This window comes from Nostoc sp. LEGE 12454 (assembly GCF_056620565.1).
In genome coordinates this window covers 1-21,141 of the sequence record NZ_JBWQXL010000064.1, presented here as the reverse complement: position 1 = coordinate 21,141, position 21,141 = coordinate 1, and the positions used below count along the sequence as shown (strand labels likewise).

Annotated in this window: 18 protein-coding genes and 3 pseudogenes; 5 read left to right on the top strand and 16 right to left on the bottom strand. The window is 39.5% G+C overall.

Annotated features, from left to right (window positions below; genetic code table 11):
- Positions 1 to 59 precede the first annotated feature (59 nt).
- A complete protein-coding gene (locus tag AC1F2U_RS32195) occupies positions 60 to 347 on the top strand; it encodes a hypothetical protein (RefSeq protein WP_480264840.1) in 288 nt (95 codons plus the stop codon).
- Between the two features lie 200 nt (positions 348 to 547).
- Here AC1F2U_RS32195 and AC1F2U_RS32190 read toward each other — a convergent pair whose 3' ends face one another.
- The 5 genes and pseudogenes from AC1F2U_RS32190 to hemN form a co-directional block, all read right to left on the bottom strand.
- Positions 548 to 787, bottom strand: a complete 240-nt coding sequence (locus AC1F2U_RS32190) for a hypothetical protein (RefSeq protein ID WP_480264839.1) — start codon at positions 785 to 787, stop codon at positions 548 to 550.
- 319 nt (positions 788 to 1,106) lie between these two features.
- Positions 1,107 to 1,847: a DUF3891 family protein gene (locus tag AC1F2U_RS32185; protein WP_480264846.1), complete on the bottom strand. Its 741-nt coding sequence runs from the start codon at positions 1,845 to 1,847 to the stop codon at positions 1,107 to 1,109.
- Positions 1,848 to 2,169: 322 nt separating this feature from the next.
- On the bottom strand, positions 2,170 to 2,862 hold the full coding sequence (locus AC1F2U_RS32180) for a manganese catalase family protein (protein WP_480264838.1): 693 nt from the start codon (positions 2,860 to 2,862) through the stop codon (positions 2,170 to 2,172).
- A gap of 165 nt (positions 2,863 to 3,027) precedes the next feature.
- Positions 3,028 to 3,327, bottom strand: a pseudogene (locus AC1F2U_RS32175) (GlsB/YeaQ/YmgE family stress response membrane protein).
- A gap of 561 nt (positions 3,328 to 3,888) precedes the next feature.
- Positions 3,889 to 5,271 carry an oxygen-independent coproporphyrinogen III oxidase gene (gene hemN / locus AC1F2U_RS32170; RefSeq protein ID WP_480264837.1) on the bottom strand — a complete coding sequence of 461 codons (1,383 nt, stop codon included), beginning with the start codon at positions 5,269 to 5,271 and terminating at the stop codon, positions 3,889 to 3,891.
- A gap of 18 nt (positions 5,272 to 5,289) precedes the next feature.
- Between hemN and AC1F2U_RS32165 the strand changes: the two genes are divergently transcribed.
- Positions 5,290 to 5,439: a hypothetical protein gene (locus AC1F2U_RS32165; protein WP_480264836.1), complete on the top strand. Its 150-nt coding sequence runs from the start codon at positions 5,290 to 5,292 to the stop codon at positions 5,437 to 5,439.
- Positions 5,440 to 5,451: 12 nt separating this feature from the next.
- On the opposite strand, the pseudogene AC1F2U_RS32160 reads toward AC1F2U_RS32165, so the two are convergent.
- Positions 5,452 to 6,172, bottom strand: a pseudogene (locus tag AC1F2U_RS32160) (biliverdin-producing heme oxygenase).
- Positions 6,173 to 6,574: 402 nt separating this feature from the next.
- On the bottom strand, positions 6,575 to 8,830 hold the full coding sequence (locus tag AC1F2U_RS32155) for an FdhF/YdeP family oxidoreductase (RefSeq protein ID WP_480264835.1): 2,256 nt from the start codon (positions 8,828 to 8,830) through the stop codon (positions 6,575 to 6,577).
- 355 nt (positions 8,831 to 9,185) lie between these two features.
- On the opposite strand from AC1F2U_RS32155, the gene AC1F2U_RS32150 reads away from it, so the two are divergent.
- Positions 9,186 to 10,031 (top strand): DUF1796 family putative cysteine peptidase, encoded by an 846-nt coding sequence (locus AC1F2U_RS32150; protein ID WP_480264834.1) that lies wholly within the window; start codon positions 9,186 to 9,188, stop codon positions 10,029 to 10,031.
- Between the two features lie 250 nt (positions 10,032 to 10,281).
- On the opposite strand, the gene AC1F2U_RS32145 is transcribed toward AC1F2U_RS32150, so the two are convergent.
- From AC1F2U_RS32145 to AC1F2U_RS32120, 6 genes are all read right to left on the bottom strand, one after another.
- Positions 10,282 to 11,022, bottom strand: a complete 741-nt coding sequence (locus tag AC1F2U_RS32145; protein ID WP_480264833.1) for an alpha/beta fold hydrolase — start codon at positions 11,020 to 11,022, stop codon at positions 10,282 to 10,284.
- Positions 11,023 to 11,124: 102 nt separating this feature from the next.
- Positions 11,125 to 12,627 carry an acyl-CoA synthetase gene (locus AC1F2U_RS32140; RefSeq protein ID WP_480264832.1) on the bottom strand — a complete coding sequence of 501 codons (1,503 nt, stop codon included), beginning with the start codon at positions 12,625 to 12,627 and terminating at the stop codon, positions 11,125 to 11,127.
- 145 nt (positions 12,628 to 12,772) lie between these two features.
- A complete protein-coding gene (locus AC1F2U_RS32135) occupies positions 12,773 to 13,753 on the bottom strand; it encodes a magnesium transporter CorA family protein (RefSeq protein WP_480264831.1) in 981 nt (326 codons plus the stop codon).
- 220 nt (positions 13,754 to 13,973) lie between these two features.
- Positions 13,974 to 16,034, bottom strand: coding sequence for a tetratricopeptide repeat protein (locus AC1F2U_RS32130; protein WP_480264830.1), 2,061 nt, complete (start codon positions 16,032 to 16,034; stop codon positions 13,974 to 13,976).
- Between the two features lie 196 nt (positions 16,035 to 16,230).
- A complete protein-coding gene (locus AC1F2U_RS32125) occupies positions 16,231 to 18,135 on the bottom strand; it encodes an aspartate kinase (protein ID WP_480264829.1) in 1,905 nt (634 codons plus the stop codon).
- A gap of 120 nt (positions 18,136 to 18,255) precedes the next feature.
- A complete protein-coding gene (locus AC1F2U_RS32120; protein WP_480264828.1) occupies positions 18,256 to 18,825 on the bottom strand; it encodes a Uma2 family endonuclease in 570 nt (189 codons plus the stop codon).
- A 97-nt stretch (positions 18,826 to 18,922) separates the two neighbouring features.
- Between AC1F2U_RS32120 and AC1F2U_RS32115 the strand changes: the two genes are divergently transcribed.
- Both AC1F2U_RS32115 and AC1F2U_RS32110 read left to right on the top strand, forming a co-directional pair.
- Complete coding sequence (locus tag AC1F2U_RS32115) at positions 18,923 to 19,168, top strand: AbrB/MazE/SpoVT family DNA-binding domain-containing protein (protein ID WP_445631873.1); 246 nt, start codon at positions 18,923 to 18,925, stop codon at positions 19,166 to 19,168.
- Complete coding sequence (locus tag AC1F2U_RS32110) at positions 19,155 to 19,544, top strand: PIN domain-containing protein (RefSeq protein WP_480264827.1); 390 nt, start codon at positions 19,155 to 19,157, stop codon at positions 19,542 to 19,544. The genes AC1F2U_RS32115 and AC1F2U_RS32110 overlap by 14 nt, the downstream gene beginning before the upstream one ends.
- A 75-nt stretch (positions 19,545 to 19,619) precedes the next feature.
- Here the strand turns inward: AC1F2U_RS32110 and AC1F2U_RS32105 are convergent.
- The 3 genes and pseudogenes from AC1F2U_RS32105 to AC1F2U_RS32095 all read right to left on the bottom strand — a co-directional run.
- Positions 19,620 to 19,754, bottom strand: a pseudogene (locus tag AC1F2U_RS32105) (type II toxin-antitoxin system HicA family toxin); the annotation flags it as partial.
- A gap of 56 nt (positions 19,755 to 19,810) precedes the next feature.
- Positions 19,811 to 20,029, bottom strand: coding sequence for a type II toxin-antitoxin system HicB family antitoxin (locus AC1F2U_RS32100; RefSeq protein ID WP_480264826.1), 219 nt, complete (start codon positions 20,027 to 20,029; stop codon positions 19,811 to 19,813).
- Between the two features lie 541 nt (positions 20,030 to 20,570).
- A partial coding sequence (locus AC1F2U_RS32095) for a tetratricopeptide repeat protein (protein ID WP_480264825.1) occupies positions 20,571 to 21,141 on the bottom strand: 571 nt, incomplete at its 5' end.

The following is a 21,141-nucleotide window of genomic DNA, read 5'->3' as shown; positions in this document are numbered from 1 at the left end:
TATATTTCTAACTATCCAAATAGTTGTCAAACTTTTAAAGTTAGCTAATTTTTTGTTCCATGCGCTCATTACTATTTCAAAACTTGAAGCTGACTATTCCTACAGCTTTAGGATTTACGATTTTGGGCTATATTCTAAGTCTACCTCTGAGTTTTCTTGGCAACTCAGAGGCAGTAAGATGGCAACTCAATCCTCAACGCAGAATATTTATTGAAACCCGAAAGCTTGATGAGCTTGGAAGTTTTCAAGCGCGGGTAGCACTTGGAGGGACAGCGCTCGGAATCTTAGTAGCTCAAACAACTTTTATTGTGTATATATTTGGACTTAGCAATCGTAGTACTAAGTAGTAATATCTTTGACGAGAAGATGTAAACACAGACTTAAGACCACCTGATGCAGTTGTATCTTAAGGTAATCGCCACACCTTTGGCTTTTGGCACACATTTATAACCCAATTTACAATTAGAGGCGTACATATAGATGTACGCTTCTAGAGCCAATTTATTTGTTGACAATTTTCTGGAAAAATAGTCTACCTCAATGCATTTCAGTTAAAAGAGTTTGAGAATTGATTAGGGTCAATATTAGCAGGAAATAACAAAATTTCCTTACCTTCTAAACTTGCCTTTTGGTGAAGCAAAATTGCTTTTTCCAAAGAACAATATTTAATTGGAACCCATCTGTCGCTATAAAAGTAGACAGTTACTCGGCTCATTGCATACTCTTTCAACGGCAGTGGAAGAGACCAGGACGAGTCCACAGTTTGAACCTTACCTGTTGAGTCCATGCTTTGAACCTCAGTTATTAAGTATATTTACTTTCACTGATTGGAATGATTTAGAGGAACTATCATAAGTAATAACAATCTGCCTTAAAACTACATCTTTAGATAAAAATTAGAATAATTAAAACTGACTTCGCCCCTAAGGGGTAAATGCGATCGCAACTTCTTGCATCTCAACAACTTGGGTTATATCCACACTATAACCCCCTGCAATAGTCGTTATTACTGCAAAAATATGTAGGGATTTGATAGAAAAGTGCGATCGCATAACTTAGTTTTTTTTACAGCTATTTTCAGCAAAAAAGCTGTAACCTTTATGCATCTAACTCTTAATGAATGTCCACTCTAGTACCTTGATGGGGGCTTTTTGTAGTGCTTGAGTTAATTCGGCGCTGCTCTGAAATTTTACCTCAGAGAGATCGCAAGCTTCGATGCTGACCGTGAATTTATCCTCTTGGAAGGGCCAGGGTTTGACAACAACCAACTGATCGCTGCGCTGCATGATGTCATAGCGCTCACCTTCAGGGCCCTTGCTAATTTCTAAAAACCGCTCATCGTCAGGTAGTTCTTGCTGACAGAGAATAAGCGAAAGGCGATCGCACCATTGCATAAATGCATAGGCTGCATCAACTTCCTCCTTTTTGATGCCCAATTCTTTGCGCCAACGTTGCTGATTTTGAAGTTGCTCGTCTAAAAGTTTGTCTAATTTTGAAGACTTACCCCGGCTTGACTCATTTAAACGGCTGATGTGCATGGAAATTAATAGAGCTACCCATCGTCCACGATAAAGAGCATTCTTTGCCAAATTAGCCAATTTATCAACACTTGCATCTAAATCGGCATTTGTGGAGAGCATGAAATCCTTTGGCGCACCCGCTTCAGTTAGAATATCTTCTTCCCACTCTTTTTCTAGATCGTCGTGATGAGAAATTGCAGCTATTGTTTCATATACCCTTGCTGGAGCATCTTTGCGTCGCCATTGTCCCGCTAGTTCAGCTGCTAATAAAGCATGGGCACGATGATAAATGACTTCCCAACCATTTGGCGTAGCGTTGACAATCACAAGTGAATCTCCTAATTCTGAGTTTTGATTTTGAGTTGAATTAATTTCTGAAGTCAGAAATATCGCGGTAGAAATTGAAGCAGGGGCGCAAGTTCTTGTGCCCCGACAACAGGCGCGGCTCAAATACATGAAAATTGCTGTAAAAAAATCCCGACCTTTTAGAAAAGTCGGGATTTTTTTTGCTCACTAAATGTAGCTAAACAGCCCAACAGTTTATAAACAAGGTAGGCAAATAGCCTACCATATTATTGGGAGTTGTTCAGAATCTGCCAAAAACTCTTTCGCTCAAAATCAATCTATATTCTGACTGCAATCTATGCAATTAAGAGTGGCTTTCTAGCGGATTAGCAATATATTTGAATGTTGGCTCAGAATTCCAAGGGCCACGCTCATCTTGACCATTTCCGTCTGTAGATAGATTGTAGTAGAGAGCAACAGTTTCATCTGGCTTAATATTACCAAAGAATGGATCTGTCAACTTACCTAGCGAATCTAGAGCTTTCATAAACATCTGGGTATGAGAAATTTCTCGTGTTAACAGATGGACTAAAGTCTCTTGGGTTCCTTTGTCGGTTGCCAACTTAATCAATTCTTCGTAAGTCTGACGAGCGCCAGCTTCAGCTGCAACGTTAGCTCTTAAATCACGTACCACATCTCCACCCTCATTCAAGTAACTTGCAGTCCAAGCATTACCTTGGCTATCTAGAAAATGAGGTCCAATTCCTCGGACTGCAAAAAGAGTACTCTTGTAAGCCTCTGTTTGATCTACATTTTTAGTATGAGCCTCAATGAGTTTACCAACCATTTCTAAATGGCTGAATTCCTCGATAGCAATGTCTTGGAGCATATCTTTAATGCCAGCATTTTCGACATGGAATGATTGCACCCAATATTGAAGTGCTGCACTAAGTTCTCCAGTAGCTCCGCCAAACTGCTCTAGTAGCAACTGAGCAAAACGAGGGTTTGGTTCAGTAACGTTAACTGCATGAATAGGCTCTTTTTTGTGGAAAAACATAGATTTACACTTCCCAAAATAATGATGTTACAGAATGAATTGACTTTTCTTATAGTCTTTTTCCAGATAAAGCTAATTTGCGGTTTTATAGCTTCTTAAACTGGTGAACTATAAGATTGATAAAACACAGTACTTATGTCAAGGTTGATAACCGCCTATCAATGATTAGGCATTGCTGCTTCTTCTGATTAATCCCCACAAGTAAATAGCAACAATAGCGCCAAGCACAGCCACTAAAATACCAGGAAGAGTTAAACAGCGCCAGCAGCAGTAATTTGCAGAGTTCCCGTTCCTAACAAGGTAAACAAACTTCCACCGACGAAAGCACCAATGATACCCAAAATCATTGTGGAGAGAATTCCGCCGCCTTAAGAACCAGGATAAATAGCTTTAGCTTAGGCGTAGTCTGCCGTTAGGCATCGCACCTGCCAAAACTCCTAAAACTATCCAAGCAAAAATACTCATACCCGCCTCAACAATCTCACTTATATCTAAGTTATCAACTCTAATTTAAAATTATTTCTACCAGATGGGGTAAATGCTAAATCCAAAAGTTATACAAAATAATTTATATTTCAGATTGAATGAGAATTTGCGTTTTCTATATCTGAATTTTAAATAAAAGTGTTTGCACATTTTAAGTTAGAAGTCATTAAAAACATCTAATTATGGACATAATTATTGTTCGTAAAACTAAATCTTAATTAAGTAATCAATCTCTTATCTTTTATCTCTACCTTAAGGCATAAAATTTGTATCTAACTTTTTGGGGATGTATGAAAAATATTTATTCATAATTTTGTTGATAATTTTTTTTGTCATAAATATAAAATAAATAATTAACTACGCTTTTTATTGCACATTTTTTATTTAATAACTTTATCAAAACAGAATTCATTCTGAATTCTGACTCCCGAATTCTGTTCGATAAAATCGGATTGCTATAGTCTTAATAATGTCCCCTCAACTTTTATTTTTAAGGTAGATTGAGGGGATAATATCTGGTAAAGATTTGCAGAAGCGATATCAAATAGCGCGAGAAAACTTTGTCTCTCGCGTTCTTGTATGAGTATCAAATATGACGGCAATATTTCTTACTAGTAATCTCCCGATGTCGGTAATCTGAATCTGATTTTTTGATAAACTGACTAGACCATCGGCTTCTAGTGGTTTTAATGCCTCTAGTTCCTCAGAAAAATATTCATCAAAACTGATATGATATTTTTTTTCAATATCTTGCTTATGAAGCTGAAAATGAGACATAATACTCATAATCACATCCCGTCTAATAATATCATTGTGAGTAAGCTTGATACCTTTGCTAACAGGTAAACTACCTGATGCCAGTGTCTGATAATAATCTTTTAACTCCTTGTGATTTTGAGCATAAGCATCTTCTAACATACTGATGGATGTTGCACCAAAACCAAATAATTCTGTTTCGGCATGTGTAGTATAGCCCTGAAAATTGCGTTTGAGAGTGCCATTGCGTTGAGCGATCGCTAATTCATCATTAGTTTTAGCAAAATGATCCATTCCAATAAATAGATATTGGTTATTCGTCAATTCTTCAATGGTCATTTTCAGAATCTCTAACTTTTCCTCGGCTGGGGGTAGCGCCTCTTGAGGAATATTTTTTTGCGTCGGTTTGAGCCACGGCACATAAGCAAAGTTAAAGACAACAATTCGGTCAGGATCTAATTCAATCGTCTTTTTCAGCGTCTCTTGAAATGTCTCACGTGTTTGATAAGGTAAACCATAAATTAGGTCTACATTCACACTTTCAAACTTAGCTTCTTCGATCCACCTCATAACATCAAAGAGCATTTCTTCAGGCTGGACGCGATTTACAGCTACTTGAACTTGGCGATTAAAATCCTGAATGCCAAAACTAATGCGGTTAAATCCAATCTTCCTCAGAAAGAAAATGTAGTTTTTATCGATATAGCGGGGATTAATCTCAATTGAGATTTCTGCTTGGGGATCGATGTTAAAATAACGATTGATATTTTTCCATAAAAATTCTATTTGGTGACGCTCCAAGTAATTAGGAGTACCACCTCCCCAGTGGATTTGCAGCACTTTTCTATCGGAATCGATTAAAGCTGCGGTATTTTTAATGTCTTGAACCAAAGACTCCACGTAAGGTTTAGCAATATTCTTGTTGTTGGAAATTACTGTATTACAGCCGCAGAAGTAGCAAGCGCTTTGGCAAAAAGGGATATGGAAATACAAAGAAAGAGGGGTTTTGCGTTGATTCGATGCAGCGATCGCGGCCTTAAAATCAGTTTCAGTGAATGTTTCGCTTAACTCTGTAGCGGGCGGGTAACTGGTATATCTAGGTGCGCGAGTGTCGTACTTTTGAATCAGATCCAGATCGAACTTGACACCAGGTAATAGAAAAACCATTGAGTTGCTTTCCAATAAATGAAGGGAGTAGGTAGAGACGCGATTAATGGGGAGCGGGGGAGCAGGGGAGCAGGGGAGCAGGGGAGCAGAGGAGAAGTTACAGTAAGTTTTTCCCCTCTGCCCCTCCGCACCTCTGCACCTCTGCCTCTTGTGCCCAATCCCCAATGACAAATAACAAAATTAATTAGCCGCAGCTATTTCAGTGCTACCTGAATTTTGAGCAAGAGTAAGGCTATTAAAGAGAACTTGACCGAGTGCTTTAATTAAACTTCCCTCTAACTCTTGAGCCATCTTTAAATTGAACCCAAAGGCATTATTTATTAGCTTCTGCAACAATCCTTTCTGCTGTTATATCATCAACGGGTAATGCATTTAATGCCTGACGATACTTATCCTTAAATGCCTTTTTGTCAGGAATTTGCTCAAAGTTGTAAAAGGATGTGCCTTCATAGCCAGAAAGCTTTAGGGCTGACTGAGCAACTTTTTGTAGCATTTGACCCCCAGAAAGATCGCCCATGTAGCGAGTATAGGCATGACCTAGCAATAAGGCTGGTTCACTAGCAGAAATTTCCCGAATGCGCTCAATGTAGCTTTGGGCAGCAGGTGAGGCTGTAACTTGCTCTCTCCAATTATCCCCATAATAGAACACCATGTCTTTTTCAAGTGAGGATTGGCGATTAAGTTCAGGAAAGTAAACCGCACTAATCACAGGATGCTCTCTATGGCTCTCTAATGCTGCTTCTAGTTCGCTGTAGACGTAATACAAGTTGCTTAAGAATTTAGCGAAGCAGTCTCTATCCACAACTCCTTGCAAAAAACATTTCATGAATGCCACATTTTCCGCTGAGTTGTGGGCTTGTTGAGTTCCAGAGCGCAGTTTGATGGCTAGATTACTACTCATTGTTGCTCCCTTCATGTTCAAACGCAAGGCTTCTGGGCAGTCACCGACTCAGGATGCCTGCCAGTGCCAGCTAAAAGATTGTTATTCTAGGTTGAGAAAGGATCTGCATCACTACTATCTGGCAAATACAACTGCCGATGCAAATCCCAGGTATTTTTATTTCTCCTAAGATTATTTAACTCTTAACTTATATATAACTATTAAGATATTAATATTTATTTATGTTTTTCTAATTTTCACGTTTAGGCACATCCCAATTGAGTAGTAACAAAACTGATTGTGGAATAGGCATTTAAACTCTTCTGAAACAACGGGTAATAAATTTATTTCTCACAATTTACTCTCAATAATTTAACTGATGTCTCCAAAGAACAAAAACTCAAAGCCTGGATTCGCCTGTTCTTAAAGAAGTCGAGAACCTATAATACAAACTGGAACTCTTTTATAAGCCGGTGTGCCACTTTGCGGATCGATTTTTGCTTTAAATAAAACATTAGCTTCAGGATAAAACATAAAAGCGACACCTTCAAGAATCGCCCCACAAATAATTTCAATATTGTCTAATTCTTCCCGATCTCCTTTCACTATTACTCGCTGATGCTCCTGGAATCCCGCTTTTTTGACATCTAGAGAATTCATTAAAATACAGTGACGATGAGGCATACCTCGATATTTATCTTCACTGCGATAAACTACAGTATTATGTTGACCATAGCTGCGTCCTGTTCCTAAAATTACCACCATTCCTGGCTGATTTTCTGGCACACCAAACGCTGCTTTAGTTGGTACCGATAATTGCGGTAAAGGTGTGACAAACATCTGTGCTTTACCATCAGATGTGGAAAATTTCGGTTCATCCAAAATTCGCCCTTCAATGATAAACTCCTGCTTGCTTTGGTCAATTGTGCCAATTTTCTCATAGCCAGGAATAGTTTTAGCAATTAATTCTCTAACATAAGCTGTATCTTGCAGCTTACGCCAATTTATCGGTGTTTCACTATGTAAACGATGAGCAATTTCTGTGATTAATTCTATTTCCGAAATTAGCTCGGCATTAGGTGCTTTTAAATGACTTTTACCTTCATCATTTAACCGCACAAAATTATTACCCGATTCAGTTGTGGTTTTATGAGGATTTTCAAAACGATTGAATACAGGTAATATTAAAGTTTGCTGTTTCGCTAATCCGTGGAAATGTCCTAAGTTTGGTTTGGTAGCTACATAAAATATGGTTTCTATTTGCGATAATGCCTGTTTTACTTGCTGTAAGTCTGGGTTGGCTGCATACAAATTTCCTCCTAAACAAAACAGTGTATCGATCTTTCCTAATTCTGCTGCTGTGATTAAGTCACGAGTATGATAGCCAGGAGTTTCATTTAAAGTTTTTCCTAATAATTGAGATAGTGCTTGTTTGATTTCTTCTCGCAAGTTGACAGTAACACCCATTGAACCAAAGCCTTGCACATTGGAATGTCCTCGAATGGGCATTGTCCCAGTACCAATTTTACCAGCGTTACCTGTAATTAAGGCTGTATTAGCAATACTAAAAATATTATCTACGCCGTTAGAGTGTTGAGTTATCCCCATTGCCCAGGCAAAAACTACACGCGTTGATTTACCAATTATATAAGCTGTTGCTGTGATTTCTTCTTGGGATAAGCCACAGGTACTAGTGATGTTGTCCCACGATATATTATTAGCGTAATCTACAACTTCTTGCCAGTTTTGTGTATAGAATTTCAGATATTCTATTTTAATCAAATTCTGTTCAATCAGAGATTTTTGTAAACCTACAAATAATGCAGCATCACTTCCAGGAATTGGTTGTAAATATAAAGAAGATATATCGGAACCTCCTGTGAGTAAAGATTTGATGGGAAATGCAGGAGACGCAAATTTAACTAAACCGATTTCAATTTGGGGATTAATAATAATTACTTTCCCGCCTCTTTCCCGCAATTCGATTAATTCGTTCATCAGTCGCGGATGATTTGCAGGGGCGTTAGAACCAATTAAAACTATACAATCACTATGTTTTAGGTTTTCTAAACTCACCATTGATGTACCTGAGCCGAAAACTTTTTTTAACCCCACTGTTGAGGGTGCGTGACACAAATCTGAACAGTCTGCTAGATTATTACTACCTAGCGATCGCATTAATAATTGTAGTAAATAGGCAGCTTCATTAGATGAGCGTCCAGAACTATAACTAGCAATTCGTGCTGATGGGAAATTAAAGGCTTGTGTAGCGATCTGGTAAACTTCTTCCCAGCTTATACGTTGATAATGGGATGAACCCGATCTGAGAATCATAGGATAACTTAATCTACCCAAGGAATCGCATTCTTGAGAAGTCAGTTTTTGTAATTCACTAATGCTATTTTGTCGGAAAACATCTTGTTTAATTCCTGGTTGCAATTCCGCAGCGATCGCCTCTACACTTTTAGCACAGCGTTGTAAATATTCTCCCGCTTCATTAACAAAGCCTCCTTTTTGTCCGCCCGTACCCCAAGCGCAGGATAAACACGCACTTTTATGATTGAGAGTTTGCCATAATTTTAATCCTTGTGATGAGAGAGTTTTTTCTACCCAATACTGAATCACAGGTAAACCACCCCCAGCAGGGGAGCTAGAATTGTTTTGAGGTAAGTTATCCATACTTAGCTAAATCTCAAGCTTAACTAATTATTATTATTGCTAAAAATTATTCCGCAAGTATTAATTGAATTTGAAACTATTTGTAACACTTACGTAGAAATGCTTTTTTTGCTCTAACTATAGCAATCCTATTTGAGTTGTGAAAAATATAAATTAGAAAACGAACCGCCAAGGACGCCATCGCGTAGCGTCTCGTTAGAGAAGGACGCAAAGGAAAGAAAGAGAGATATAATTTTCACGAATGATTTAGGACTGCTATATATAAAAGAGAGCGATAGAACCAATTTAACTTAATCTTATCCTTTTTTTGATTTGTTCTTAGTTGTGTTAAGACTTTTAATGCAATATTCAGCCGATGTGGACGGAAGTTTGCAACGCCCTTAAAGCTATGCCATCGGGTGTTTATGAAGATCCGCTTTATCCTGATGTCCCTTTTCGCACGATGATGATTGGTAAGGATGGGCTAGAAAGTCGGGTGAAAGCACCAGCTAAGTCTGCGGTGTTGTTCCAATACAAATGTGAGTTATCGGATATCAGCCGTGTGGCAATTCTTCCCCTTGGCGATCGCTGTGCCGTCCGTATGATGTTGTATAAAATGGAATATGATGGTCCCGCCTTTCCCTTCGATCTAACGCGCACTACTAATATTGCAGATGTTGCGGATGCGATCGAACACGGTTTTGATGATATGTGGAACCCTGCTTTTCTGCATTACAGTCCTGATGCAAGTAGAATCTACCACGGTAAGTGGTCGGGTTTATCTTTTGCCCATGAAGTCGAGGAGACAGACGACGCTGTTCAAGATATGTCTCCCGTCTATGAACGGATGCGGGTTCGTTACACGGCACGCGCTGAAAGGTTTTGGTATGCACTGCGGTACTGCGACAAAGTGCTTTTTGTTCGCACAGGAATTAGCGATCGCGGTGGTGTAATCGATCTGGTCAAGAAGCTACAAAAACAATGCCAGGGGAAACCATTTCATCTCTTGCTTTTTTCTCCCCAAAGCAGTGATGAGTTTTTAGACCTTCCCAATGTGCTGCATTACAATGTCGAGTTTAATCCCGATCGCATGTATGACGATTTGGGACACTGGATGTACTGCACAGAGGTGATGCGAGGTATTTTGGAATCCCTTGGGGTATCTAGCAAAAACCTCTTTTGGTGTCCGCCCAAAATACCGAAGGGGTGGAAAACTAGATAAAAGCGATGCCTACGGCTGGCTACGCCTAAGCACTTGTTACTTCGGCGACTGGGTTGTTTGAGTTTTTCAACTTACCGTGAGTTGGTTATAACGCAATACAGTTCAGTTAGCGTCAAAAACCATAAACTGCGTAGGTTGGGTGGAGGAACGAAACCCAACATTTTCGAGGGTTTGTTGGATTTCACTACGTTCCACCCAACCTACGATGATCTACAATGTGGAGTTTAATCCCGTTATCCTAATCTACCGATTATTTAGTTAATACTGAGGCAAGATGAGCAGGACGAGACAAGTGTGGGCAATGTCCTCCAGGCAGTTCTATGGCTTCAACTCCCAAGCGCTTACGTGCAGCGTAGTGTGACCATGCAGGAGAGATTATCAGGTCATCAGTACAAAAAATATATTTATACTCTACATTTGGTAGAGCATTCAAGGGATTAACCTCAAAAATATATGCCATTGATTGCTGCGAACGTCCTTTTGAGAGTGCCCAGCGTATTATATCCGGCTGACAATCTTGATAAAAAAATTCCATTAATACTGCTTCATCTGAAAAGTTTTTCCCAGCAGAAACAGGATTAAACATATAAGGTTCATCATCAAATTGTTCGAGTTGATGTGACTCTTTTGGTTCGTAATTTAATGATTTGAGGCTATCAGAATCGAGATGATGAGAAAATTGCTCAAGTGTACTAGTTCCTGGGTATGGAATAAGCGCGGTAAGGAAGACCAGTTGACGTATTTGACGCACTTGTGCAACAAGGGGAATAACAGTACCAGCCATTGAGTGACCAACCAAGACAATATCATCATCAGTTTTTGGAAGGGCTTGCAATACGACATCTGCAAATTGCGATAAACTTGCAGACGTATCTTCAATTGGCAAATCCATTGCTACTGTTTTGTGACCTTGTGCTTCTAAATAAGGAATTAACAAATCCCAACACCAAACGCCTTGAAAAGCGCCATGAACTAGACAAAAAAGACTCATAGCTATATTTAAGTTTTTTAAATTGTGCTTATCTTCTACCTCACGTATTGCAGTATTGTCAACAAGCTTCGCGGCTAGCTTTGAAAAACAGGGGCATCGCTATCAGCAAAATAATTCAACCACTGTTGGTTTAGTAACTTTCCCCATCGCATTGCGCGGTAATTCTTCAACTATCAAAATTTGGGTTGGCACTTTATAGACAGCCAATTCCTCTTTTGCCCAACTCCTAAAAGATTCTAATGTTAAAGGTTGTGACCCTTGCAATACTAACGCGGCACAAACCCGTTCACCCCATTCTAAATCAGCAACCCCAACAACTGCACATTCCTGAATATCTGGATGCGATCGCAACACCTCTTCAATTTCTAAAGCTGAAACTTTATACCCTCCGGTTTTGATGATATCCACACTCATCCGTCCCAGAATTCGGTAGTTGTCATTCTCAATTACGGCGGTGTCTCCAGTACGGAACCATCCATCTTGGAAGGCTTTGGCAGTTGCTTCGGGGTTTTGCCAATATTCTAAAAACACTCCGCGGCCTTTAACTTGGATTTCTCCTGGTGTTCCGGCTAGAACTAACTCTCCGTTCTCATCTACTAATCTCACTTCAACTTGAGGTAAAGGCTTCCCCACATATCCAGACAACCGTTCACCGTGTAAAGGGTTCGATAAAGCCATGCCGATTTCGGTCATGCCATAGCGCTCCAGCAGAAAATGGCCGCTGATGCTCTGCCACTTTTCTAAAACTTGAACTGGTAACGCTGCCGAGCCAGAAACCATCAGGCGCATTTTAGCACAGCCTTCTGACATAGTTTTTTGGCGTTCTTTAGAGGCAGTTTCCCAAGCCGCAATTAGCTTTACATAAATTGTTGGTACTGCCATAAATAAGGTTAAGTCACCGTCACAAATTCGGTTCCAAACGGTTTCGGCATCAAATTTGCTCAATATATGGCATTCCGCGCCAGCCCATAAAGCACAAGTCAGTACGTTAATAATCCCATGAATATGATGTAGTGGCAGGATATGTAAAATGCGATCGCTAGATGTCCATTCCCAAGCGGTAGTTAAGCTAGTTACTTGCGCTTGAATATTTTGGTGAGTTGTAACTACACCCTTGGGTTTACCTGTTGTGCCGCTGGTGTAGAGAATTAAGGCGCGTCTAGTGATATCTATCTTTGGGAGGCGACTAATATTATGTGGAAGCGTTTCTGAGGTGAGAATCAATCGCAAATTGTGTGCTTCGGCGAGCGATGCCTGCGGCGGTAAACTACGCAGTATATCCTCAAAATTAGGATGAGCAATAATAATCGATGCTCCAGAATTAGTAATTACATACTCCAATTCTGGACGTGGATGGGAAACACACAGAGGTACAGCTATGCCACCAGCCCGCCAAATTCCCCATTGAGTGGCTACATACTCAAACCCAGGCGGAATGAGAAAGGCAACTCGCTGCTCTTGTAAATCTTCTGTATTTTGAAGAAGATTTGTTGCTATTTGACTGGAAGTGTAGAGCAAATCCCGATATGTAAACGATCCATGCGTTGTCACAATCGCTGTTTTTTCGTTATATTCTTCAGCACGAATAATTAATGGAAGGTTCACGTTTGTTTACCGATTTAAGGTTGATTTCGTCTACTTAATGAAAGTATATATAGAAATCTGATTTCATTTTCTCTGCACCTACAGGCTCAGATAAAGGATTTTTTTAATAAATCTATAATTTTCTTTATTCGTAACTTTATAGATACTACAACCAACGTTGTTTTTTTGCATAAGCAATACTGCCAATCACAATTAATACCATCATACAAATCACCACAGGGTAAGCCAAAGGTTGTTCTAATTCCGGCATATTTTTGAAGTTCATACCATAGAAACCAGATAGAAAAGTTATTGGCAAAAAGATGGTCGATAAGATAGTCAGGCGATTAATTCGTTCGCCTGTTTTACTAGCAATATTATCGCGTTGAATTTCCATCAATTCTGACATCCAGGCTCTTATAGCTTGATATTCTTGCCAGAGTTTATCAACGTGATGAACCAATTCTTGATTGAATAGTTCTTTTACTGGCTGGCTAATCCATTGGAAATCTTCATTATCCATAATAGCCATAAGTAACTTGATGCTTTGAAAATTACGGCGTCCAGAACGAGTAGATTGCCTCATTGTGGCAATTTTTTGGTAAGTTGATTCATCACCGGAATTGTCTAAAACTTCATCTTCTAAATCATCAAGTTTTCTCGAAATATAGGTAAATACAGTTTCGTAATTATTCAAAATATCTTTAAATATGAGATAAAAAAGATAGTCAACTCCTAATTTCTGAATATCTAGAGTTCGCTTTTGGAGATTATTAGCTAAAATACTTAAAATTTTTAGTTCTGTGATTTCAAAAGTTATGATAAAATTATTTCCAACTACAATATTGCCACGCACAACCTCAAACTCATTATTTTTTATTTGAGAACTTAGGATTTCATAACTATCAAATAAACAATCTTCTATATCTTCATCAATTCCTACAGGGGAATGGTTGAAAATCATATTAACACGAGATGGATTGAGTCCAAAATGCTTGATAATTTTGGCTGTTCCAGTGCGATCGCGGAAGTGAATACAACGCAACCAAATATTGTGAGAACCATCAATTCGTTTCAGTACTGTATCCACATCTCTATGGGTAAATATTTCCAGGTTATCTGGATAAAAAGTCAGGAGAATTAGCATATAGCAATCCTAATTGAGTCGTAATAAAATCCTGTGACTCATGGTAATTAATTAGGACTTTAGTCCTTGTTTTTTAAGCAATAAAGTGCTTACTACAAACCATCAAAACTAGTTTGATAAAGTACAAGTCGTAAATTTGTAAAGTAAAACACATTTAAATAGCACAATCACTCTCTAAGAGTTTTGACTGTTGATAGCCAACACTATATTGAGTGGTAACTCAATTTTTTTCTATTTTCCCAGATTTCGGGCGACTAGTTGGCGCTGGCGCTGAATTATTTTGTAAAATTGCAATTTCCCGCCGTGCATCTTGATAACTATCTTGTTCCCCTTGCTGTTGGAATAGTTTTGCAGCTTTTTTGAAGTCTGCGATCGCACCCGTTTTATTTTTCTGCTTGGTGCGAATCACACCCCGGTTATAATAGGCTAAGGCGTTGTTACCATTAATTGCGATCGCTCGTGAATAATCCTGATTTGCAGCTTTTTTATTTCCCAGTTCGAGATAGGCATTACCACGGTTGTTGTAAGCTGCAACGTTATTAGTATCTAGTTTTAGTGCTGCGGTGTAATCTTCAATAGCGCCTTTATAATCTCCAAAAGAAAAACGGTGAATACCTCTGTGAATGTAAGCAGCAATAAATTTAGGATCGATCTGTAAAATAGTATTGTAATCTTCAGTAGCTTCTACATTATTTCCCAGATCGCTGTAAATATCGCCACGATTCAGATAAGCTTCTATATATTTGGGATTGATGTTGATTGCATCTGTGTAATCTTTAATTGCTTCATCTTTTTGTTGATTAATAGATTGAGTTAAACCCCTTTGATAATAAGCTTTAGCATCACTAGGATTAATCTTAATTACTTTATCAAAATCTTGGATTGCTTCAAGTCTTTGTTTGATGCGACGGCGAAGAATACCTCGTTGCAAGTAGGCTTCGGTATACTGGGGTTTAAGAGCGATCGCTTTGCTAAAATCTTCAATTGCACCTTTATTATCCTTCGATTGAGCACGAGCTAATCCTCGTCCATAGTAAGCATAAGCGTCTTTAGAATTTAACTTAATTGCTTGAGTATAATCTGCGATCGCTTCTTTGTATTTACTTAATGCCGAAAAAGCAAATCCTCGATCAAAATAGGCATTAGCATCTTGAGGATTGAGTAAAATAGCTTGGCTAGAGTCTGCTTGTGCTTGCTCGTAGTCTCCTAATCGATAATAAGCATCACCTCGCCGATTATAAGCTAAAGCGTTTTGCGGATCTAATTTAATAGCCTGATTGAAATCTTCAACTGCTCCTTCATAGTTTCCTGACTCATATTTATTTACTCCCTCTTGGTATAATGTCTTTTGAGCATCACTCACAAGTTTTGGCGATCTCAATTGCCAAGCTGCAACACTAAGGGTAATACAGCCAGCTATCCCTGCTAGAACTAGTAATAATTTTTTCTGATGCTGTTTTTGTCGATCTTCATCAACATTGATTAACTTTTTCAGGTCGTCTAAGACTTCCGTTGCATACTGGTAGCGCTTACGATAGTCAAAACGCACCATTTTATTAATAATTCTTGCTAATTTTTTGTTAACTTTGAGATTTTTGTCGTGCCAAAGTATTTCACCTGTCAGCTTATTTTTCTGACTTCGCAAATTAGATATTTCCTTTGCAGGTAAAGCTTTCAGTGCTGCGATCGCAACGATACCTAAAGCATATATATCGCTGTTATATTTGAGGTTGCCGTTAATTTGCTCTATAGGCATATACTCAGAATTGTCAACAGTCTTATCGAGCGCTTCATTAAAAGTACCCAAATTAACCAAAACTAACTTTTTATCTGATTCTCGGCGAATAATATTTGCTGGTGTAATATTCCGATGAATTATGCCATAGCTATGTATGACAACCAAAGTTTCTAATATCTCTGACAAAAGACTAATTACTTGGTTTTCCTTGAGAAGTTGCCCCTGGATAATTTCGTCAGTTAAAGGATTGCCAGGTATGAATTCTTGAACTAGATAAAATTCTTCATTTTCTTCAAAATAAGCAATGAGCTTTTGAATTTTATCGTGTTCTTGTCCGAGTTTTTCTAAAGTTGCTGCCTTACTGTCAAACAAGCGGCGTAGGATTGTTAAAGCTTGAGGATTGCTATTAGGAAGAGATAACTGCTTTACTATAAATTCTTGACCATTAAGATTAACATCTTCAACTAGATAGGTTTTCTCTTTTTCCCCATCATTGAGAATTTTTAGTATTTGATAATGTCCATTTAGTAAATGACTATTCATCAATATAAAATTATAGTCTGATAAATTGTTCGATTATAGCTTACGTGTTATTATTACTGATTTTAAAATATAAATATTTATTTATTAAGCAACTTTCAATGAGATCGATGCGTGGGCTGCTACCGCGTGTATATATCAAAATCCCTCTCCCAAGCTGGGGAGAGGGATTTAGGGTGAAAGCTCATTGATTCAGATTTTACGCTGGCACGACAAATTTCTCGCTACCAGCCAGTTCAAAGGCTGCATGAATGGCTTGCAAAGCTTTAACACCTTGCTCTTGTGCCACAACACAACTAATTTTGATTTCTGAGGTGGCAATCATTTGAATATTGATTTCTTGTTGGGCTAAAGCTTCAAACATTTTAGCGGCAATACCTGGTTGTCCTACCATCCCTGCACCGACAATACTCACTTTAGCGATCGCACTATCTAAAACAACTTCACCCCATCCTAACTCTGCCGCTACTTGGGTAAGCATTTTTTTGGCATTTTCCCCGTCTATTCGTGAGACAGTAAAAGCAATATCTCTTCTGGGAACACCATCAATCACGCGGCAGCGCTGAGATTGGATAATCATATCCACGCTAATATTGTGTTGCGCTAATAATCCAAACAACTTCGCCGCCATCCCCGGACGATCTGGCAATTGGCGAATAGCAAGACGCGCTTGATTTAAATCGAGTGCGACACCGCGAACGGGAGGACAACTGGGCAGAGGTGCAGCACTTCGGCTACGCTCTGTTACCGAGGGGCGGAGGGGCAGAGGGGAATCTATGCACGCACTCTCCCCTGCTCCCCTGCTCCCCCGGTTACTGAGCGCAGTCGAAGTATGCTCCCCTGCTTCGATCTCAAAGGCGGTGCGGAGTGCGTTGACGGCGCGATCGCATTGGTTGGCATTGACTACGCAACTTACTTTTACTTCGCTGGTGGAAATCATTTGAATATTCACGCCAGCTTCGGCTAAGGTGGCAAACATCTTTGCAGCTACACCGGGACGCCCAATCATTCCTGCGCCTGCGATGCTGACTTTGGCAATGTTATGTTCTATCATTACCTCGGCTTCGTCAGATTTGGGATTAGATTGACTCCTCAGTGCTGGGGCGATCGCTGTTGCTACTGCTTCTGCACGTCTTAATATTGGTGTCGTGACAGTAAAAGCAATGTCATTACTGTTACCTTCATGAACTGACTGAATAATCAAATCTACGTCTACTTTTTGCCGAGAGATTTCACCAAATAATCTGGCTGCCACACCTGGTTTATCGGGTACGCGCAACAAAGCAACCTTTGCTTGGTTAGTGTCAAATTCTATAGCATCCACGGGACGAGCAATTTCTAGATTGATTAGCGATCGCCCTTGGGGTTTGGCTGATGTCACCCAAGTACCTGGTTGATCTGTCCAACTAGACCTAACTACAAGGGGAACCCCATAGTTACGGGCAATTTCCACAGCGCGGGGATGCAACACTTTTGCGCCCAAGCTAGCTAATTCCAACATTTCATCGCAGGTGATGGCATCCATCAACTGAGCTTCGGCAACTAAACGGGGATCTGTAGTGAGAATCCCTGGAACGTCTGTATAAATTTCGCAAAAGTTTGCTTTTAATGCGGCTGCGATCGCCACTGCTGACGTGTCAGAACCACCACGCCCCAAAGTCGTAATTTCCATCTCTCCAACGCTAGAGATCCCTTGGAAACCAGCTACAACAACTACTTTACCTTCATTTATGTGGCGAGTTAGGCGAGTAGTTTCAATATGCAAAATCCGAGCGCGACTGTGTTCGGCTTCGGTAACAATTCCTACCTGAGCGCCAGTCATGGAAATTGCTGGTTGTCCGAGTTCCTGCAAAGCCATGCTGAGTAAGGCAATGGTTACTTGTTCGCCAGTAGAAAGCAGCATATCCATTTCCCGGCGATTAGGATTTGGAGAAATTTCAGTAGCTAGTTTGACGAGTCCATCGGTGGTTTTGCCCATTGCCGAAACCACAACGACAATAGAGTTTCCAGCTTTAACAGTTTTATAAACACGCTGTGCAACAGCTTGAATACGTTCCACTGAACCGACAGATGTACCACCGTATTTCTGAACTATGAGCGCCATAACTTTTTTTTAATCAATTGTGCCTGCTTTCATCAACGCTTCCGCCTGGTAAGGAAGCCTTCAAGGCTTATCAGTTATATAGTTTACTAAATATTGCGTCGAATACCCTATAATAATTGATTATTCAAAAACTACATCTTCGTAGAGTGTTGCCATTGTTTCCTCAAAATCCACGCTATTGAGTCGAAATGATTGATGCTCTGATGTGTAAGATTGTAAAACCCATAACCCTTGTTCATTGCGTCGAAAACACTCAACTCGCTGACGTTTTGTATTAATTAAAACATACTCTTGCAGACTTTCGAGTGTTTGATAATCGGCGAATTTATCGCCTCGATCAAAAGCTTCGGTAGAATTAGATAAAACTTCGACAATTAAACAGGGAAATCTTTTATAACCTGGCGTTTCTCGATCTCGTCGATCGCAAGTAACCATCACATCGGGATAATAAAAGCGATTCAGAGATTCGATTTTGGTTTTCATGTCAGCGATGTAAACACGGCAACCAGAGCCGCGCACATGATTACGGAGGATAGATGCCAGGTTTCCAGCAATAGTTACATGTGCATCAAGCACCTCAGCCATTGCGGAAATATAGCCGTTTATATATTCATGCTTGATATCACTCTGTTCCTCCATTTGGAGGTATTCTTCAGCAGTGAGATAGTTTTGTTGGGGTGAGGCTATCATCTTTTAGAGGTTTTATTGTGCCGATTTCCCTGTGGCAGTGCATTAGGCGCAGTAGACTTTATAATCAGGTAAGGAACTTATGTAAGGAGCCTGGATAATGGCTAGTGCGACCATCACCACTAAAGGGCAAGTAACTATTCCTAAAGAAATTAGGGATTATCTTAACCTTGATACAGGTAGTAAGGTTGATTTTGTCATTGATGAAAATGGAATAGTTAAATTAATTCCCCTGAATATCTCCATCCAAAGTTTATCAGGGATTTTACACCGTCCGGGCATGAAAAGCGCAACTTTAGAAGAAATGGAAGCTGCAATTAAAGAAGGCGCAAGTGATTGGACTTGATACAAATATTTTAGTGCGCTACTTAACAAAAGATGATGAAAAGCAGTGGGAGCAAGCTGCTGAAATTATCGAAGGGGAAGAGCAATGTTTTGTTGCCAATATAGTTATTTGTGAATTAGTTTGGGTTTTGCGGAGTAATACTTATCAATTTAGTAGAGAAGAAATTAGTAACACTATCGAATTAATGCTCCAATGTTCGGTATTTGAGCTAGAAAATCGCTCTTTAATTTATCAAGCATTACAAAGATTTAAACAGGGAAGTGCAAATTTTTCTGATTATTTAATTGGGGCAATTGCTCAACATTCTGGTTGTAGTTCAACAGTGACTTTTGACAGAAAGTTGAGAAGCGAAAAGGGATTTGATTTATTTGAGTAATCCTAAATTTTAATTAACATTGCTGTGTTTGATGAGATTTAAAAGAGCAATCGCTTATTGATTTACACTTTGTAGTTAAAAATTAGGTAATAAACCTGCTTGTTTGCATATTTCATTAGCAGTAATACGCTCAATGTTACGATGCCGTTTTACAGGAAGAGTTTTAACATCATTAGTATAAATTGAATGATTTCCTCCTTCCCTTAATAAATAAAAGCCATTTTATTCTAAGTATTTAATTAGCTCTTTTCGTTTGACTGACACACTCAAACCTCTATAGGAATTTGTTCGAGCAAAGAACCACCTGTGGGAATTTCTTTATTTTGTTGGCGATAGGCAAGAATCATTTCTTTGGTTGCATCTTGTAACATAGCCCTGCATTCTTCTAAGGTTTCTCCTTCTGTAATGACTTTTTGCCATTCAATGAGTTGTCCCATATATCCGCTATCAGTTTTTGTATATTTTGCAGTGTATGTAATTAACATTTCTGTGTTCGTGAAGAGAATTATATGATTGATCGTAGCTGATTTTTTATTGCGGGGGCTGCATCTCTCTATCATTCACAACTGCATAAGTGCGTAGGCATAGCCCGCACTTCGGCTGCGCTCAGTGACCGTCGTAGACATCGCCAGCTTTCGGCTCAATGATATACCGAAATGAATGCGTGAATTACTCAAATGAGAAAGCAAACTGGGGTTTGAGTAAGTAAAAGCTGCTTTTGCTTGCGGAAAACACCAAAATGAGTAAGCAAACTGGGGTTTGAGTAAGCAAAAGCTTATTTTGCTTGCGGAAAACACCAAAATGAGTAAGCAAACTGGAGTTTGAATAAGTAAAAGCTTATTTTGCTTGCGGAAAACACCAAAATGAGTAAGCAAACTGGGGTTTGAGTAAGCAAAAGCTTATTTTGAGAAAGTAAAAGCTCATTTTGAGTAAGTCGAATGGCATTTTTACTTAGTTCAATATGAATTTTAGTTCAGGCGATCGCTCTTTTCAGTTTTATTACGGTACGCTTTGCATAAAACTAGCTTATTCTGGATTTGAAGCGAGGCGATCGCGCAAATCTGCTAAATTTTCACGCACAGTAACAGTATTAGGATGATTTGCACCTAACCGTTGCTCAAAAATATCTAATGCTTGCATATACAAGGGTTCGGCTTCGCTGTATCTGCCTTGGGAGTAGTAGAGTCCCGCTAGGTTGTTGAGGCTAGCGGCGATATCTGGATGTTCTTCACTCAGCAGCTTACGGCTGAGTGCCAAAGCTTGGATGTAAAGGGGTTCGGCTTGGCTGTATCTGCCTTGGGAGTAGTAGAGTAACGCTAGGTTGTTGAGGCTATTAGCGACATCTGGATGTTCTTCACCCAGCAGTTGACGCCTGAGTGCCAAAGCTTGGATGAAAAGCGGTTCGGCTTCGCTATATCTGCCTTGGGAGTAGTAGAGTAACGCTAGGTTGTTGAGGCTAGTGGCGACATCTGGATGTTCTTCACCCAGCAGTTGACGCAAGAGTGCCAAAGCTTGGATGTAAAGGGGTTCGGCTTGGCTGTATCTGCCTTGGGAACGGTAGAGTTCCGCTAGGTTGTTAAGGCTAGAGGCGACATCT

Excerpts from the sequence above, each read along its gene's own strand:
- AC1F2U_RS32155 (WP_480264835.1), bottom strand. The coding sequence starts at position 8,830 with ATGGATAACTTACCTCAAAACAATTCTAGCTCCCCTGCTGGGGGTGGT.
- AC1F2U_RS32195 (WP_480264840.1), top strand. The coding sequence starts at position 60 with ATGCGCTCATTACTATTTCAAAACTTGAAGCTGACTATTCCTACAGCT.
- AC1F2U_RS32100 (WP_480264826.1), bottom strand. The coding sequence starts at position 20,029 with ATGTTAATTACATACACTGCAAAATATACAAAAACTGATAGCGGATAT.
- AC1F2U_RS32125 (WP_480264829.1), bottom strand. The coding sequence starts at position 18,135 with ATGGCGCTCATAGTTCAGAAATACGGTGGTACATCTGTCGGTTCAGTG.
- AC1F2U_RS32135 (WP_480264831.1), bottom strand. The coding sequence starts at position 13,753 with ATGCTAATTCTCCTGACTTTTTATCCAGATAACCTGGAAATATTTACC.
- AC1F2U_RS32120 (WP_480264828.1), bottom strand. The coding sequence starts at position 18,825 with ATGATAGCCTCACCCCAACAAAACTATCTCACTGCTGAAGAATACCTC.
- AC1F2U_RS32165 (WP_480264836.1), top strand. The coding sequence starts at position 5,290 with ATGAAGGGAGTAGGTAGAGACGCGATTAATGGGGAGCGGGGGAGCAGG.
- AC1F2U_RS32150 (WP_480264834.1), top strand. The coding sequence starts at position 9,186 with ATGTGGACGGAAGTTTGCAACGCCCTTAAAGCTATGCCATCGGGTGTT.
- AC1F2U_RS32130 (WP_480264830.1), bottom strand. The coding sequence starts at position 16,034 with ATGAATAGTCATTTACTAAATGGACATTATCAAATACTAAAAATTCTC.
- AC1F2U_RS32145 (WP_480264833.1), bottom strand. The coding sequence starts at position 11,022 with ATGAGTCTTTTTTGTCTAGTTCATGGCGCTTTTCAAGGCGTTTGGTGT.
- AC1F2U_RS32115 (WP_445631873.1), top strand. The coding sequence starts at position 18,923 with ATGGCTAGTGCGACCATCACCACTAAAGGGCAAGTAACTATTCCTAAA.
- AC1F2U_RS32180 (WP_480264838.1), bottom strand. The coding sequence starts at position 2,862 with ATGTTTTTCCACAAAAAAGAGCCTATTCATGCAGTTAACGTTACTGAA.
- hemN (WP_480264837.1), bottom strand. The coding sequence starts at position 5,271 with ATGGTTTTTCTATTACCTGGTGTCAAGTTCGATCTGGATCTGATTCAA.
- AC1F2U_RS32190 (WP_480264839.1), bottom strand. The coding sequence starts at position 787 with ATGGACTCAACAGGTAAGGTTCAAACTGTGGACTCGTCCTGGTCTCTT.